We start from the raw sequence: 15,534 nt of genomic DNA on the forward strand, positions 1-15,534 counted from the left end.
GGCCGGGCGCCGCGGGGTGCGCGCGAGCCGGCCGTGCGGATGGTCAGGGGCATGACACCATGGCGGGCGGCGCCGCGTCAGCAGTACAGGTTGCCGCCGGGTGTGGTTCCGAGGAGCTGGGTGAACTGCTGGTACTTGGTCACCCGGCTCTGCACCTGCGCCGGGTTCTTCCCGTCGCACTCGACCCAGCCGTTGATGGCGCGGATGGTGTGACCGAATCCGGCCTGGTTGACCATGGCGCTGTGGGCGGTCATCGAACCGGGACCGGTCTGGGTGTTCCAGTACCACAGGGCCGTCTTCCAGGCGACGGCGGAGTCGTTCTGCACCAGCCAGGGGTTGTTCAGCAGGTCGATGCCGAGCGCGTCGCCCGCGGCCTTGTAGTTGTAGTTCCAGCTCAGCTGCACCGGCCCGCGGCCGTAGTACGCGGCCTGGCCGGCCGGACAGCCGAACGGCCGTCCCCAGTCGCAGTAGTGCGGGTAGTTGGCGGTGTTCTGCTCGACGATGTGCACCAGGCCGCCGGTCTCGTGGTGGACGTTAGCCAGGAAGGCCGCGGCCTCCTGCTTCTTCACCGTTTCGCTGCCGGTGGTGGTGAAGCCGGGGTAGGCGCTCAGCGCGGCGACGAGCCCGCTGTAGCTGTAGAAGCCGTTCCGGTTCGGGAACATCTGGTTGAACTGGGCCTCGGTCACGATGAACTTCCCGACGGGCGTGCCGGGCCCGTTGTCGCACGCGTACGGCTCCCAGTACCAGGTGCTGATGACCGGGTCGTAGCCCGGATTGGCGTGCTCGGCGACGTAGGCCCGGCCGTCGGTGTAGCGCACGACGTCTCCGGCGTTGTACCACTTCCCGGCCACCCAGCCGGGATAGCTGGAGCAGGCGGCGGCGGGGGCGGCGGACGCGGTGGCGGCGGGGAGGAGCACGGGGGCGCTGCCGGCGAGGACGAGGGCGGCGGTCACGGCGGCGATGCGGCGTCTCGACAAGGGGTCAACTCCTTCGCGGAACACGGCCGCCGCCGGGCCGGGACATGCCCGGCCGGATCCCGCGCGGGCGCGCCGGCGGGGCCGGGCGCGGCGTGGGGGCGGCCGTGGTGGGGGGTGTCGAGCACACTCAACCGCTTTGGTCTGTACCAGTCAAGGGTTCAGACCAGTGATCATGCCGGTGCCCGGTGACTCCCTGGGGAGTCACCGGGCACCGGCGGGTCGGGAGGGCGGGTCAGCCGTCCTCTTCGGACGGGACCACCACCAGGAAGGCGTCCGACTCCAGATCCATGACGACCGTCGCGGGTTCGCCTCCGGCGCGGTGCCGGGCCGCGCACTCCTCGGCGGGCCAGGATCCGCGGGGGGATCCTGCGGGGAACCGCTCCAGCACCTTCGCTTCCGTCACGGTTGTCATGTCGGTGGACACCTCCTGTCGGCCCGCGGCCCGGGGCCCTGCCCGGCGCCGCCCTTCGTCCGTGGGGTGCGTTTGCCCCGGATCGCGGGGGACATGTACGGGCCGCCGCCCACGCCCGACGGACCCCGTCCGCGGGACGGTCAGTCCCGTGCCTTCTCGCGTTCCCTGGAGATCCGGCCCGGCCACCAGGCCACCGGCCCGAGGTCCAGGGCGAGGGCGGGCACCAGCAGCGAGCGGACGACCAGCGTGTCGAGCAGGACACCGAAGGCGACGATGAAGGCGACCTGCGCCAGGAAGGCGAGGGGGATCACCCCGAGCGCCGCGAAGGTCGCGGCCAGCACCACGCCGGCCGAGGTGATCACGCCGCCGGTGCTGACCAGTCCGCGCAGCACGCCCTGCCGGGCCCCGTGCCGCAGCGACTCCTCCCGGACCCGGGACATGAGGAAGATGTTGTAGTCCACTCCCAGGGCGACCAGGAACACGAAGCCGTACAGCGGCACCGACGGGTCGGTGCCCGTGAAGCCGAACAGCGGGAAGACGAGGGCGGAAACCCCCAGCGTGGCCAGGAAGTTGACCGCGACGGTGGCGACGAGCAGCGCGGGCATCAGCAGCGAGCGCAGCAGCACGGTCAGCACCAGGAAGATGACCACGAGGACGACCGGGACGATGAGTCCGCGGTCCCGCTCCGCCGTCCGCAGGGTGTCGTACTGCTGGGCGGTGTAGCCGCCGACGAGGGCGTCGGCGCCGGGAACGTCGTGCAGTGAGGTGCGCAGCCGGGCGATGGTGTCCTTGGCCGCGTCACTGTCGGAGGCGGCGTCGAGGGTGACGTCGACGCGGACCCGCCCGTCGACGACCAGCGGTTCGCCGCCGGGGCGCCCCGAGGCCGTGACGCCGGCCGCCGAGGCGACCCCCTCGGTGTCCTCGGCGGCGGCCACGACCTGCTCCAGCCGGCCGGCGTCGGCGATGACCACGGTGGGGTTGCCGGAGCCGCCGGGGAAGTGCTCGGAGAGGGTCTCCTGGGCGGCCACGGAGGGCGCGTCGTTGACGAAGGTCTCGTCGAGCGGGACGCCCTTGGAGGTGAGCGCCGGCGAGAAGGCGGCGAACACGACGAGGCCCGCCAGCGTGAACGCCCACACCTTGCGCGGGGCGCGGTCGACGAGGGAGGCGACCCGCTGCCACAGGCCCTGGCCGGCGCGCCGTTCCTCGGCGCTGTGCGGCTTCGCCGGCCAGTAGGCGGCGCGGCCGAGCAGGACCAGCACGGCGGGCAGGAAGGTCAGGGTGCTGAGCACGGCGCAGACGATGCCGATCGCGCCGACCGGTCCGAGCGCCCGGTTGTTGGTGAGGTCGCTGAGCAGCAGGGCCAGCAGACCCAGGACGACGGTGGCGGCGCTGGCCACGACGGCGCCCCAGGTCTGCCTCAGCGCGGACCGCATGGCGGTGTACCGGTCGTGGACCGCCAGTTCCTCCCGGAAGCGGGCGGTGAGCAGCAGGGCGTAGTCGGTGGCGGCGCCGATGACGAGGATGGACAGGATGCCCTGCACCTGGCCGTCGACCCGCACGATGTCGTTCTTCGCGAGCGCGTACACCACCGCGCAGGCCAGGGCGAGCGCCATGACCGAGGAGATGATGATCACCAGGGGCAGCAGGACGCTGCGGTACACCAGGACGAGGATCACCAGGACGGCCGCCAGGGCGACGCCGAGCAGCAGGCCGTCGATGCCGGCGAAGGCGTCGCCGAGGTCGGCCTGGGTCGCGGCGGGCCCGGCCACCTGGACCGTGGTCCCGTCCACCTCACCGGCCGCCGCCCGGATGCGTTCGAGCACTTCGGCGAGCTGGTCGCCGTCGGCGGGTTCCAGCTGGACGACGCCCTGGAGCGCCTCCCCGTCCTCGGAGGGGAGCGCCGGGGAGACCTTGCCGGTGACACCCGGGGTGTCGGCGAGGGAGGCGAGCGCGCGGGTGGCCTCGCCCTGCCGGCCGGTCACCGGACCGCCCCCGTCGGCGGTCCACAGCACGATCGCCGGGAGCGTCTCGTCCTGCCGGAAGGCCTTCTGCTCCTCGATGACCTCCGTGGACTCGGCGCTGCGGGGCAGGAAGCCGGCCTGGTCGTTGGTGGCCACCTCCCCGAGCCTGCCGGCGTAGGAACCGAAGGCCCCGCCGACGCCGAGCCACACGACGACCAGCAGGAGGGGGACGAGCCGGCGGGCCCATCGTGTTGAGGCGTTCATCGCTCTCCAGGTGCGGCGGTAATCATCTGAATGAAAAACAATCTCAATGATTGAAATAGATTGCGGGTGTGATCGTAGACCACACCGGTTCCGCCGGTGCCGTCAGGCCCGTCGGTCAGGGTCGCCCGAAGGCTTCACGGAGCGCCAGTTCCTCGTTCAGCGCGGTCAGAAACCTCAGCGCCACGGCGAGCTCTGCGTCGTCGAAGCGGTCGAGGGCCGCACCCGCCGCCTGCGCGAGCGGACGGAAGTAGGTCCGGGCCGCCGGCCTGGCGTCGGCCGCGTAGTACAGGTGGACCACCCGGCGGTCGCTGCTCTCCCGGACCCGGGTGACGTGTCCGGCGCGCTCCAGCCGGTCCACGCAGGCGGTCACCGCCCCCGAGGTGAGCCCGAGGTGTTCCCTGAGGCGGCCCGGGGTCATCGGTTCGTCGGCGTCGAGGATCGCCGCGAGCGCCTGCACGTCGGTGACGTGCAGGCCGTTGTGGTGGGCGAAGCCGTGGACCATGCGGTTGATCTCGCCGTTCATCCGGCGCAACTGGACCGCGAAGGCCTGGAGGTCGGCCGGTTCCGGCGCCGGGGGCCCGTCCGGTCCGCCGCGTCCCGCCCTCTGCCGCCCCGTGTCGTCTGCTCTGGCCACGGGATCACCCTAGTAGAAACCCGCCGGTCACCCCGCCCGCAGCCCTTCCCCACCCAGCTCTACACATAAGGGAAAAATAAGTACAGAATGGAAGGGCGCGGCACTCACCGCACACCGCACACAGCGGTCCGGCCCGCTAGTCGAAGGAGACGACTCATGGCCAACGTCTCGCACCCGCGCGGTGACATCAGGAGCCACCCCGACGCACCGGAGATGCGGGCCCGGTACGACCGGATGCTCGGCGGTCGCGATGTGGCCCTCGTGGACGGTCCGGTGTTCCTGCTCGGCGTCTACTGCGCGGTCTCCCCGTGGATCCTCCACTACACGACGAGCCAGCCCGCCCTGGTGCCCCACAACCTCGTCGTGGGCATCGCGATCGGACTGCTCGCCCTCGGGTTCACCGCGGCCCCCGCGCGCATGTACGGCCTCAGCTGGGCCATGTGCGCCCTGGGCGTGTGGATGATCATCTCGCCGTGGATCGTCGGCAGCAACCCGGACGCCGGCGTGATCTGGAACAACATCGTCATCGGCGCCCTCGCCGTGGTGCTGGGCGCGGTCTGCGCCGCCACGGCGGCCAGGAGCGGGCCCAAGCCGTAGGCCCGCGGCGGCGGAAGGAGAGCCGGGCGCCGGTCCGCGTCACTCGCGGGCCGGCGCTTTCCCGTGCGGCGCGGAGTGTCCGTGCGGCGAGGGGGCAGACGCACTTCAGCGGAAGACGCGAGGAGAAGGGGCGAGATGGAGATCGACGGCATCATCAGTGCCATCGTCATCGGCATTGTCATCGGCATTCTGGGCCGGCTCGTGGTTCCGGGCCGGCAGCGCATCGGCATCCTGTGGACGATCCTCGTCGGCATCGCCGCCGCACTCCTCGGGTCGGCGATCGCCGCCGGCTTCGGGGTGGCCGACACCGACGGTGTCGACTGGGTCGAGTGGCTGATCCAGATCGGTCTGGCCGCGGTGGGCGTGGCCGCCCTGGACCGCTCCAAGGTCGGCCGCTAGGCCGGCCGGATCGCACGACGCCGGCATCCGGCGGCACCGTCGAGGGGTGCCGCCGGATGCCGGCGTCGTGCCGCGGAGGCGAGGAGGCCGGCGCGGCCGTCTCCGTCACGGGGGGGGCGACTGGGGGCGGCGCCTCACCGTACGGGCGCGTACAGATAAGGGGTGGTCGTGGTCAGGGGCGTGAATCCGAGGCGTTCGAGGATGGGACGGCTCCGGTCCGAGGCGTCCACCTGGAGGTAGCGGTAGCCGCGGTCGGCGGCGACCCGGGCCCGGTGCGCCACCAGGGCGCGGTAGATTCCCCGTCCGCGCCGGCCCGGTACGGTGCCGCCGCCCCACAGACCGGCGAAGCGGGCCCCCGGTGCCATCTCCAGGCGGGCCGCGCTCACCGGCTCGTCGCCGGCCAGGGCGAGCACGGCTACGACGGTGCCGGGAAAGTCGGCCAGCTGGTCGAGCAGCTGCCCGCGCAGCCACGAGGCGTCGGCGCCGAAGGCCCTCTCGTGCACCCCGGCCACCAGGTCGACGCCGGCCCGGTCGGTGACGGGCACGAGGCGCACCCCCTCGGGCGGCCCGGCGCCGAGGGTGAGTGCGGCGCTCTCGCCGGCCATCAGCGTCTCCTCCGGCTCCGGCGTGAACCCCGCCGCCACGAGCCGCTGCCCGAGGTCCGCGGGCAGGTCGTGGCCGTACAGCTTCCACTCGAACTTCCGCCCGAGCTCCGTGAAGTACGCGATCTGCTCCGCGATCACCGCGTCGGCGTCCGCCGCCGTCAGGGCGGACCAGAGGATGCCGTTCCAGCCGTGCCCGGGGGCGGTGCGGCGCACCACCGCGCCCACCCGCTCGACCCGGGCGCCGGGGCCGTCGGGCCGCGCCCCCTCGCGCATGTCGCGGTCGAACAGGGCGAGTACGGCGGCGTTGTCCATGCGGGCGACTCCAGCACGGACCGGCGCCCGCGGGCAACGGGATTAGGGTGACCGTGGAGTCGGATCCCCGTGAGGAGGCAGGACCATGGTCGTGAAGGATGACGAACTGCCGCACCTGCGGCGCTGTGTGGAGCTGGCGGCCGAGGCGCTGGAATCCGGTGACGAGCCGTTCGGTTCGGTCCTGGTCGCCGGGGACGGCACGGTGCTCGCCGAGGACCACAACCGCGTCGCCTCGGGGGACCGCACCCGCCATCCGGAGTTCGAGCTGGCGCGCTGGGCCGCGGCACGCCTCTCCCCCGCCGAACGGGCCGCGGCCACGGTGTACACCTCCGGCGAGCACTGCCCGATGTGCGCCGCCGCCCACGCCTGGGTGGGCCTCGGACGCATCGTGTACGTCGCCTCCTCCGAGGAGCTGGCGTCCTGGCTGACGGAACTGGGGGTGCCCGCCCCGCCGGTGCGGACGCTGCCCGTCGCCGAGGTCGCCCCGGGTGTCACCGTGGACGGCCCCGTCCCCGCGCTGACCGGGGAGATCAAGGAGCTGCACCGGCGCTTCCACCGGGGCCGGAGCTGACCCCGTGCGCTCGTGCCGGCCGCTCGTCCGCGCGCCGGTCGCGGCCGCGGGGCCCCGCCGGCCCGGCTGCCGGGGCCCCGCACGCCTGATCGTTCCTCCGGCCGGTCAGCCGACCGCCCCCGCCCTGGCCCGGCGGTACAGCGCCACCCCGCTCAGGAAGAGCGCCGCGCCGGTCGCGAGCACCGGCAGCGTCCGGTCGGCTCCCGTTTCGGCGAGGGCGACGGGCTCCCGCACGGCCGTCTGCGGGACCGGGGCGGGCAGGTTCCGCGGCGGGGTGGAGGGTTCGGGCCGCTCCGGGCGGTCGGGCCGCTCGCCGGTGTCGGCGGAGGAGTTGCCGGTGGAGGCGTTGCCGACGCCGACCACGTTCACGCTGTTGCCGGTGACATTGACCGGCAGGTCCACGGGCACCTGGACACCGTTGCCGGACAGCACGCCCGGGGAACCCTGAGTGCCGCTCCCGGCGGTCGCCCCGGTGGAGGAGTCCCCGGGGGCGCCCTGCTCCCCCCTGTCCTCGTTGACGCAGGTGTTGCCCGCGGCGGGGTTGAGCACACCCACCACGTTCACCGTGTTCCCGCACACGTTCACCGGGACGTGCACCGGGAGCTGGAGGGTGTTCCCCGCCACCACCCCGGGTGAACCGGCCGCGGCACCGTCCGCCCCGGCGCCGGCGTACGCCGGCATCGCCACGGCCATCGCGCCCGACGCGGCGGCGACGGCGATCACACCGTTACGGGTAACCCGTCTCATAGGTTCCCTGCCCTTCCAGACATGGTCGCGGGCGCTCGCCCGCACCGGATAGAACGCGGCTGCGGCATCCGGGTTATGGCTCATCCGTATGCCGCAGCCGGTTCACCCCATCGGGGGTCCCGCCGGTCGAACCGCGGGCAAAGCCCCTCGAACTGCCGGGGGACGAACACACGGACCTCGCGCGCGGGGACGCCCCCGGTCCGGCCGACAGGCAGGGGCCGCGGGGCCCGCTTATGGTGGGCGAGGATGCCGGTCGGAGCGTCCCTGGAGGCATCGATGCTGGTCAAGCTGTCCGAGCGACTCCGTCTCCGGCGGTGCGCGATGCGCCCCTCGGTCCGCCGCTGCGCGACCGCGGGAGTGGTCGGACTGGCGCTGCTGGGCACCGGCCTGACGGCGACCGGCCGCACCGGCTCGGACCTCGACCGGTTCTACGACCAGAGGATCACGTGGTCCGCGTGCGAGGGCCTGGACCTGCCGAAGGACCTGCAGTGCGGAAGGCTCACCGTTCCGCTCGACTACGGGGATCCCGGCAAGGGCACCCTCGAACTGGCCCTCGCCCGCTACCGGGCGACCGCCGGCCCGCGCGGCTCGGTGGTGCTGAACTTCGGCGGCCCGGGCGGTTCCGGGATCCTGGGACTCGCCCACGGCCGCAAGGACTTCCTGGGGCTGACCGACGACTACGACGTGGTCTCCTTCGACCCCCGCGGCGTCGGGCTCTCCTCACCGGTCAGCTGCGGCACCGACGCGACCCAGCAGGCGCTGGAGGCGACCGACGGCGAGGAGATGGCCGATCCGGGCGAGGTGCTGCGGCAGTTGCGCGGGGTGGCCGCCGAGTGCGCCGAGCACTCGGGGCCCGTACTCGGGCACATCGGCACCGTGGACGTCGCCCGCGACCTGGACGTGATGCGTCAGGCGCTCGGCGACAAGAAGCTCAACTACCTGGGGTTCTCCTACGGGACCCGGCTCGGAGCGGTGTACGCGGCCAAGTTCCCCCGGAAGGTGGGCCGGATGGCACTGGACGGCGTGGACACGCTGACGGAACCGCTGGCCGAGCAGGGACTGGCGAGTGCGCGGGGGCAGCAGACGGCTCTGGAGAACTTCCTCACGTGGTGCACCGAGGAACTCTCCTGCCCGTTCGGACAGGACGCGCGCAGCGCCCGCACGCAGGTCGTGGACCTGGTCGAGTCGCTCGACGAGAACCCGGTGCCGACCGACTTCGGCTACGAGTTCACCGGTCAGGACCTGGTCGGCGCCATCGCGCAGGGCCTCTACACCAAGGAGATGTGGCCGCTGCTGCAGCGGGCGCTCGCCGAGCTCGTCGAGGACGGGGACATCAGCGGGGTCGAGGCACTGGCGACCGGCGGTGCGGGCATGCCCGTGCCGCGGCGTGCCGACGAGCCCCTGACCGACCCGGAGGACGTGCCGCTGGACAACCTGCCGGCGGCGCTGATGGCGGTGAACTGCGCGGACGACCCCGACCGGCCGGACGCCGAGCGGCTGACCCGGGACGTGGCCCGGTTGCGGGAGGCCTACGAGGATGCCTCGCCGGTGTTCGGCCCGTACCGGCTCGCCCAGGTGGTGCTCTGCTACGGGCGGCCCAGGGGCACCGACTACATCCGGGAACGGGTCAAGGACGTCGACACGGCGCGGATGCTGCTGGTCGGCACCCGGGGCGACCCCGCGACACCGTACCGGTGGACGGTGGAGACGGCCGAGCGGCTCGGCTCCGCGGCCGTCGTGCTGGACAACCGCAGCGAGGGGCACACGGGCTACGGATCGTCCGACTGCGTCCACCGCACGATCGACGACTTCCTGCTGCACGGTTCCCTGCCGCCGAACGGCAGTTCCTGCGGCGGCGAGAACGAGGACCGGCTCTGACCGACGGGGCCGCCCGCCCTGGCCACCACCCCGCCCGCGGCGACGAAGGCGTGGAGACATCACGGCGCTGCCGCTCTCCGCGCCGACCGGCCCGGCCCTCCTCCCGCCGGCGGGCCGGCGCGTGCGACCGGCGCGCCGGCGGCCGTGCGTGCCTCCGGCCGCCGGGTGGCGCCCCCGGCGCACGGGCGGCCGGTCCCCCGAACCGCCGGAGAGCGCTCGAAGGGCCGTCTTCTCCGCCGGTCACCGGCCCGGACGGGCCGCCCCCGCCCGTGCGGGGCTTTGCCCCAAATGCCCTGGCGCGGAATCCGCCCTATGGTGCTGTCATGGAGCACGATCTGAGTCCCGCGACCCTTGCCGAGCTTCGCCGTCCGCGCCCCTACCCCGCGGTGTCCCTGCTGACGCCGACGCACCGGCGCGATCCGCTCGACACCCAGGACGCCGTCCGGCTGCGCAACATGGTGGCCGAGGCGAAGAAGAAGCTGGAGGCCGATCCCGCGGTCACCCGGGACCGGCGCGCCGACGTGGCCCGGCAGCTCGACGAGGCCCTGGCGGAGGTGGACCTGTCGCACACCGAGGACGGCCTGGCGATCTTCGCCGCGCCGGGTGAGCACCAGGTGTGGTCCCTCGCCCGCAGCGTGCCCGAACGAGTCGTCCTCTCGGACACCTTCCTGACCCGCAACCTGGTCTCCGCCCACACCGCGGAACAGCCGTTCTGGGTGCTGTCGGTGTCCGCCGACCGGGCCACCCTGTGGAGCGGCGGCGTGGACCGTGTCACCGAGGAACGGATCGGCGCCTTCCCGCTCGTCCGGCAGCAGCCGAACTTCGACCCCGAGCGGCAGGAACGGGCCGGCGACCAGCCCAGCAACTTCCGCGACGAGGACACCCGCCGGTTCCTGCGCGAGGCCGACACGGCGATGGGCGCCGTCCTGCGCCACCACCCGCGGCCGCTGTACGTCACCGGTGATCCCGCCGCCCTGTCCCTGCTGGGCGAGGCCGGCAGCGCCACCGCCAAGGACGCCGTGCACGTCCCGCACGGCGGGCTGGCGCACGGGACGCCCCAGGCGGTGTGGCAGGCCGTGCTGCCGGTCCTCGAGGACGAGGCGCGCAAGCGCACCGAGGACGTGGCCCGCTCGCTCGAATCGGCTCGCGGGCGCAAGGAGTTCGCGGCCGGTGTGGACGAGCTGTGGCAGAGCGCCCGGGAGGGCCGGGTCCGGCTGCTGGCGGTCGAGGAGAACTACCGGATCACGGTGCGGGACGCCGGCGAGCACCTGATCGTCGCCGAGGACGGCGACCTGGACGCCCGCGAGGACATCGTGGACGAGATCGTCGAGCAGTGCCTGGAGACGGGCGCCGAGGTCCGTTTCGTCCCGGACGGCACGCTCGGTGACGCGGACGGAATGGCCGCGGTCCTGCGTTACTGATTGCGGGGCTACCCGCCGGTCACCCCACGGACAAACACCTGAACGTCGAACGTGTGAGTGAGCAGATCCGCGACCCCGATTCGACCTCAAATCACTTGCGTATCATGAGAGTTGAGGCCGCGAACGCATCCCGGACGCAGGCTCCGAAGTGACCCCGAGAAGACGGTGGCATATGCCAACGGCACCGCCTTGTCGGGTGTTGCCGAATCTCTTACGGGCTGTCGCGGGCTGTGCAACAGTCGTAACGGTCCCTCCGTCCGCCCGAAGGCCGAACCGTCCCGCATCGGAGTGCGTCATGCCGTCCCACCTCTCCGCGGACCGCCCCGCCGCCCAGCCGCCACCGCGCGGCCCGGTCGACGCGCTCATCTCGCAGGCCCGGCGGCTCAAGGGCGACGTGGACGCCGTACGGCGCGGCACACCGGACGACGCGACGGACCCGAGGGAACGCTGGCGGCGCGCCCTGTACGACCTGGCACTGCACCAACTGGACGATCTGGACCAGCACTTGGCGCAACTGCGTGACGACCCGGCACCCGTGCCCGGTCCGTCGGGCCCGCCCGGCGCGGAGCCCGCCGCGGCGCCCGAGCCGCACCCCGACTCCCTCCTCGCCCGGGTCGGCAGCGCCGAGTGGAACCTGCTCACCGACGAGGTGAGCTGGTCCGGCGAGCTCTACCGCATCCTGGGCCGCGACCCGTCCGCGCCCCCGCTCACCCTCGACGAACTGCCGTCACTGGTCGTCGACGAGGACCGGCCCTCCCTGACCGCGATGGTCACCGGCTGTCTCGTCGACGGCCGCCCGATCGACGGCGAGTTCCGCGTCCTGCGCCCCGGCGACGGCGTCCGGACCGTGCACATGATGGGCGAACCGGTGCTCGGCGCCGACGGCGGCACCGCCTCGATGTGGGCCGTGCTGCGGGACGTCAGCGCACTGCGCCGCTGCCGGCGGGCGGTGAGCGAGACCCGTGACTCGCTGCACCACCACCGGCACGCCGCCGCGCGGACCGGGCACCGGCTCGCGGCCGGACCGCAGGAGGCCGGGCCGCCACCGTGGCACGGCTCCCTGCGGCTCCCGCCCGACGGGGCGCGGGTCCTGGACATCGCCGCCGCCCACCTGCCGGCGTCCGCACCCGCTCCGGTCGACGGCGACTGGTACGACGCCCTCGAACTGCCCGACGGCACCACGCTGTTCGGTGTCGGCGAGCTGACCGGACAGGGCGCCGGCGCCGCCCTGGACACGGCCATGCTGCGCGGCGCCGTGCGCGGCATGGCGATGACCGGCGCCGAACCGGGCCCGCTGCTCACCTGCCTCAACGGATTACTGGAGGCCGGGGCGCAGCCGGCCCTCGGCAGCGCCCTCTGTCTGCGCTACCGGCCCGCGACCCGCTCCCTGGCGTGGGCACAGGCCGGACACCCCGCACCGCTGCTGTTCCGCGACGGGACGGGGCGTGCCCTGGAGGCGCCCCGGGGCGTCCCGCTCGGCGCCGCCCCGGGCTCCTCCTACGGACAGGCCGAGGAGACCCTCGAGGCCGGTGATCTGCTGCTCCTGCACACCGACGCACTGGTGCCCGGGCACGCCGGAACGGGAGCTGCCCACCGGCTCCTCCCCCTCGCTCCCGTCCTCGCCGGAATCCGCACCGCCCGGGACTGCGTCCGGGCCGTGGTGCGGGAGTACGGCGGGAGGGAAGAACGCACCGGCCACGCCTGCGTACTGGTGGCGCGGATCGCCTCCTGACCCGGACCCGCAGGCGCCGGGCCGTCACGCCCGGGCGGTGTCGCCCTTGCGGGGCCTGGGCAGCGCCGACTCGATCTCCTCCCTGAGCTCCTGGATCTTCGGATAGGAGGAGTACTCGGCGGTGAGACGGTACATCTGGCGCAGCCGGTCCCAGGTGCGGCGCGAGGAGTTCTGGCCCATCGACACCAGGGCGAGCCGCGCGAACCGGTCCGCCTGTTCGGGATCGTCCGCGATGAAGCAGGCGGAGGCCATGGACAGGAAGTCGAAGATCTTGGACCGCTGCTGCGCCTCGACCCGGAGCGCCAGTGCCTTGTCCGCGTAGTGCTGGGCGTGCGCCGCGGCGTCCGGCTCGAACTCCGCGAGCGTCCGGTACGCCAGGGCCTGCATGCCGTACAGGTCCGCCTCGTTGAACAGCTGCATCCAGTTCGGCGGCGGCACGTCCCCCTTGTCGGAGACGAACAGGTCCTCGGCCCGGCCCAGGGTGCGGCGCATCGCCTGTCCCTTGCCCATGGACGCCTGCGCCCACGCCTCGATGGTGTGGAACATCGCGCGGGTGCGCGGCAGCACCTCCTCGCCCGAGCCGGACTGGGCGAGCTTCATCAGGTCCAGTGCCTCGTCGGGCCGCCCGAGGTGCACCATCTGACGGGCCGCCCGGGACAGCGCCTCACCGGCGCGCGGGCGGTCGCCGCCCTCCCGGGCCGCGTGGGCGGCGATGACGAAGTACTTCTGCGCCGTGGGTTCCATGCCGACGTCGTGGGACATCCAGCCGGCGAGCACGGCGAGGTTGGCGGCGACGCCCCACAGGCGCCGCTGGAGATGGGGCGGGTGGTGGTAGGCGAGCATGCCGCCCACCTCGTTGAGCTGGCCGACCACCGCCTTGCGCTGGAGGCCCCCGCCCCGGGCGGCGTCCCAGGCACGGAACACCTCCACGGAGCGCTCCAGTTCCTCGATCTCCTGCGAGCCGATGGGAGCGGCCTCGTAGCGGTCGAAGCCCGCGGGGTCGGCGTGCAGGGGATCGTGGAGACGGGGAGCGTCGGCGGTCAGGGCCGGATCGGTGTGCAGCCAGTCGTGCATGGCGCTGCTGAGTGCGGAGCCCGCGGTGAGCGCGGCGCCCGCGCCCACCAGGCCGCGTCGGTTGAGCATGAGGTCCATTCCCGTGAATTCGGTGAGGACCTCGGCTGTCCGCTCGGGCGCCCACGGCACTCCGTCGGGATGTTCCGCACTCCCGGGGCGTGGCCGTTTCCCCGTACGCCCGTGCCGGACCAGACCGAGATCCTCGATGGTCACGACACGGCCGAGACGCTCGGTGAACAGGGCCGCCAGCACCCGCGGCACGGGATCGCGCGGGATCTCTCCCATGTCGATCCACCGCCGCACCCGGGAGGTGTCGGTCGCCAGCTGGGGGTGGCCCATGGCCGCCGCCTGCCGGTTGACCAGCCTCGCGAGTTCGCCCTTGGACCAGCCGGCCAGGCCGAACAGGTCCGAGAGCCGGGTGTTGGGTTGTCCGCTCACGTCAAGCCCCCAGGTTCTCGGCTGAGTTGACAGTAGCCCGGTGCAGGTTGCCGGGCGACTATTCGCCAGGGTTCGCCAGGGTCCGCCAGATGGTGTGCCAGGGGTCATCCGGTGTCGAGTAGGAACGCGCCACCACGACCCCGTCGCCGCAGGGGCATTCCCCCAGGGTGCGCCCGGGCGGCAGGGCCGGGTGGTGCACTGACGTCACAGGCACACGAAGGGATCTGTATCACCCATGTACGCAGCATCGTCCTCCGTGTCCGCCCCGCCCCGGCCGCTGCGCCCGCGTCCGTCGGACAGCGGCCCCTACCTCTCCCCCGCGCGCCCGGCTGCCCCCGTCCTCGGCGCGGGCAGCCCACGGCGCACGGCGGGACCGGGTACCCAGCCGCTCAGCGGGAGGCTCGACCTGTCCGGCCCGCAGGGCGCCCAGCTGCGCACCGCGCTCGCCTCGGTGCACCGCATCTGTCCGGAGTTCGCCCCGGTCCAGGTGCTGCGCCGCACCGGCAGGTCCGTCCTGCTGGTCGGCACCACCGGGCGCAGCACCGCGGTCGCCAAGTGCTTACTGGACCACTCCCCCGCGTGGAGCGAGCGGATCCGCCACGAAATAGCGGCATACCGCTCGTTCGTCCGGCACCGCCCCCCCGTGCGGGCGCCCCGGCTGATCGCGGCGGATCCGGACAACTGCACGCTGGTGATCGAGCGGCTGCCCGGCCGCGTGGCGGCGCTCCAGCGGCACCCGGTGGAGGCGCCACCGCGGGCGGACATCAGGGCGGCACTCGGCGCGATCTGCCGGCTGAACTCCTGGCGGCCGCCGGCCGGTACGTTCGACGCGCCACTGGACTACGCGGCCCGTATCTCCCGCTACCACGAACTGGGGCTGCTCACCGACCGCGACCTCGGCGACCTGCAGAAGCTCCTGCACGGCATCGCGCTGGCGACCGGACGCCAGGGCATGGGCCAGTTCTGCCACGGCGACGCGCTGCTGTCGAACATCCTGATCTCACCGGCCGGACCGGTGCTGGTGGACTGGGAGCACGCGGGCTGGTACCTGCCGGGCTACGACCTGGCGACACTCTGGTCGGTCCTCGGGGACGCTCCGGTGGCCCGCCGCCAGATCAGCCAGATCGCCCAGTCGGCCGGGCCCGCCTCACGGGACGCCTTCCTGGTGAACCTGATGCTGGTGCTGACCCGGGAGATCCGCACCTACGAGACGGCGGTGCAGCGCTCCATGCACGAGGCGGCCCCGGCCCCTCACCCCGGTGGCACGCCCTCCGGCGAGGAGCAGCGGCTGCTGCTGCGCCGTCTGCACGACGACTGCCAACTCGCCCGGCGGGCAGTGCGCGCGGCGGTGGGCACCCGCTGAACCCGTGTCGGCTGCCCGCGACGGCGGGCAGTCGGGTGCGGGAGACCCACCGGGCCGGACGGACCGGAACACCCGCGCCGGGGCGCTCACCCAGGGGACCATTGGTGTACGCCACTGACGCACCGCAGGCCGGGACCGGCCGGTGAAGG

At 73.4% G+C, this 15,534-nt stretch carries 14 protein-coding genes; 7 read left to right on the forward strand and 7 right to left on the reverse strand.

All coding sequences use genetic code 11. The annotated features are described in order from the left end of the window. Positions 1–77: 77 nt before the first annotated feature. From IE118_RS16875 to IE118_RS16890, 4 genes are all read right to left on the reverse strand, one after another. Complete coding sequence (locus IE118_RS16875; protein ID WP_189558738.1) at positions 78–977, reverse strand: glycoside hydrolase family 19 protein; 900 nt, start codon at positions 975–977, stop codon at positions 78–80. 232 nt (positions 978–1,209) lie between these two features. Continuing rightward, entirely contained in the window at positions 1,210–1,389 is a 180-nt protein-coding gene (locus tag IE118_RS16880) for a DUF8839 family protein (RefSeq protein ID WP_189558739.1), read from the reverse strand. A gap of 140 nt (positions 1,390–1,529) precedes the next feature. Further along, the gene (locus tag IE118_RS16885; protein WP_189558740.1) at positions 1,530–3,614 is read right to left on the reverse strand and encodes an MMPL family transporter; all 2,085 of its coding nucleotides are present in this window, start codon (positions 3,612–3,614) and stop codon (positions 1,530–1,532) included. 115 nt (positions 3,615–3,729) lie between these two features. Further along, a complete protein-coding gene (locus IE118_RS16890) occupies positions 3,730–4,248 on the reverse strand; it encodes a MarR family winged helix-turn-helix transcriptional regulator (RefSeq protein WP_189558741.1) in 519 nt (172 codons plus the stop codon). Positions 4,249–4,404: 156 nt separating this feature from the next. On the opposite strand from IE118_RS16890, the gene IE118_RS16895 reads away from it, so the two are divergent. Together IE118_RS16895 and IE118_RS16900 are read left to right on the forward strand one after the other, a co-directional pair. Beyond that, positions 4,405–4,845, forward strand: coding sequence for an SPW repeat protein (locus IE118_RS16895; RefSeq protein WP_189558742.1), 441 nt, complete (start codon positions 4,405–4,407; stop codon positions 4,843–4,845). Positions 4,846–4,980: 135 nt separating this feature from the next. Beyond that, complete coding sequence (locus tag IE118_RS16900; protein ID WP_189558743.1) at positions 4,981–5,244, forward strand: GlsB/YeaQ/YmgE family stress response membrane protein; 264 nt, start codon at positions 4,981–4,983, stop codon at positions 5,242–5,244. 134 nt (positions 5,245–5,378) lie between these two features. Here the strand turns inward: IE118_RS16900 and IE118_RS16905 are convergent, their stop codons facing one another. Continuing rightward, positions 5,379–6,161 carry a GNAT family N-acetyltransferase gene (locus IE118_RS16905; RefSeq protein WP_189558744.1) on the reverse strand — a complete coding sequence of 261 codons (783 nt, stop codon included), beginning with the start codon at positions 6,159–6,161 and terminating at the stop codon, positions 5,379–5,381. 85 nt (positions 6,162–6,246) lie between these two features. Between IE118_RS16905 and IE118_RS16910 the strand changes: the two genes are divergently transcribed. Beyond that, a complete protein-coding gene (locus IE118_RS16910) occupies positions 6,247–6,732 on the forward strand; it encodes a nucleoside deaminase (protein ID WP_189558745.1) in 486 nt (161 codons plus the stop codon). A gap of 105 nt (positions 6,733–6,837) precedes the next feature. Here IE118_RS16910 and IE118_RS34620 read toward each other — a convergent pair whose 3' ends face one another. After that, entirely contained in the window at positions 6,838–7,455 is a 618-nt protein-coding gene (locus IE118_RS34620; protein WP_229846838.1) for a chaplin, read from the reverse strand. A 300-nt stretch (positions 7,456–7,755) separates the two neighbouring features. On the opposite strand from IE118_RS34620, the gene IE118_RS16920 reads away from it, so the two are divergent. From IE118_RS16920 to IE118_RS16930, 3 genes are all read left to right on the forward strand, one after another. Next, positions 7,756–9,357 (forward strand): alpha/beta hydrolase, encoded by a 1,602-nt coding sequence (locus IE118_RS16920; RefSeq protein WP_189559109.1) that lies wholly within the window; start codon positions 7,756–7,758, stop codon positions 9,355–9,357. Positions 9,358–9,680: 323 nt separating this feature from the next. Further along, positions 9,681–10,778 carry a baeRF3 domain-containing protein gene (locus IE118_RS16925; protein WP_189558747.1) on the forward strand — a complete coding sequence of 366 codons (1,098 nt, stop codon included), beginning with the start codon at positions 9,681–9,683 and terminating at the stop codon, positions 10,776–10,778. Between the two features lie 295 nt (positions 10,779–11,073). Further along, positions 11,074–12,510: a PP2C family protein-serine/threonine phosphatase gene (locus IE118_RS16930; RefSeq protein WP_189558748.1), complete on the forward strand. Its 1,437-nt coding sequence runs from the start codon at positions 11,074–11,076 to the stop codon at positions 12,508–12,510. Between the two features lie 24 nt (positions 12,511–12,534). Here the strand turns inward: IE118_RS16930 and IE118_RS16935 are convergent, their stop codons facing one another. Further along, positions 12,535–14,022, reverse strand: coding sequence for a DNA-binding protein NsdB (locus tag IE118_RS16935; protein WP_189558749.1), 1,488 nt, complete (start codon positions 14,020–14,022; stop codon positions 12,535–12,537). 235 nt (positions 14,023–14,257) lie between these two features. On the opposite strand from IE118_RS16935, the gene IE118_RS16940 reads away from it, so the two are divergent. Beyond that, on the forward strand, positions 14,258–15,385 hold the full coding sequence (locus tag IE118_RS16940; RefSeq protein WP_189558750.1) for an aminoglycoside phosphotransferase family protein: 1,128 nt from the start codon (positions 14,258–14,260) through the stop codon (positions 15,383–15,385). Positions 15,386–15,534: the final 149 nt, after the last annotated feature.

It is taken from the genome of Streptomyces pilosus (genome assembly GCF_014649835.1).
GTDB lineage: Bacteria > Actinomycetota > Actinomycetes > Streptomycetales > Streptomycetaceae > Streptomyces > Streptomyces pilosus.

Coding starts and splice junctions, on each gene's coding strand:
- IE118_RS16880 (WP_189558739.1), bottom strand. CDS start 1,389: ATGACAACCGTGACGGAAGCGAAGGTGCTGGAGCGGTTCCCCGCAGGA.
- IE118_RS16885 (WP_189558740.1), bottom strand. CDS start 3,614: ATGAACGCCTCAACACGATGGGCCCGCCGGCTCGTCCCCCTCCTGCTG.
- IE118_RS16895 (WP_189558742.1), top strand. CDS start 4,405: ATGGCCAACGTCTCGCACCCGCGCGGTGACATCAGGAGCCACCCCGAC.
- IE118_RS16900 (WP_189558743.1), top strand. CDS start 4,981: ATGGAGATCGACGGCATCATCAGTGCCATCGTCATCGGCATTGTCATC.
- IE118_RS16905 (WP_189558744.1), bottom strand. CDS start 6,161: ATGGACAACGCCGCCGTACTCGCCCTGTTCGACCGCGACATGCGCGAG.
- IE118_RS16910 (WP_189558745.1), top strand. CDS start 6,247: ATGGTCGTGAAGGATGACGAACTGCCGCACCTGCGGCGCTGTGTGGAG.
- IE118_RS16920 (WP_189559109.1), top strand. CDS start 7,756: ATGCTGGTCAAGCTGTCCGAGCGACTCCGTCTCCGGCGGTGCGCGATG.
- IE118_RS16925 (WP_189558747.1), top strand. CDS start 9,681: ATGGAGCACGATCTGAGTCCCGCGACCCTTGCCGAGCTTCGCCGTCCG.
- IE118_RS16930 (WP_189558748.1), top strand. CDS start 11,074: ATGCCGTCCCACCTCTCCGCGGACCGCCCCGCCGCCCAGCCGCCACCG.
- IE118_RS16940 (WP_189558750.1), top strand. CDS start 14,258: ATGTACGCAGCATCGTCCTCCGTGTCCGCCCCGCCCCGGCCGCTGCGC.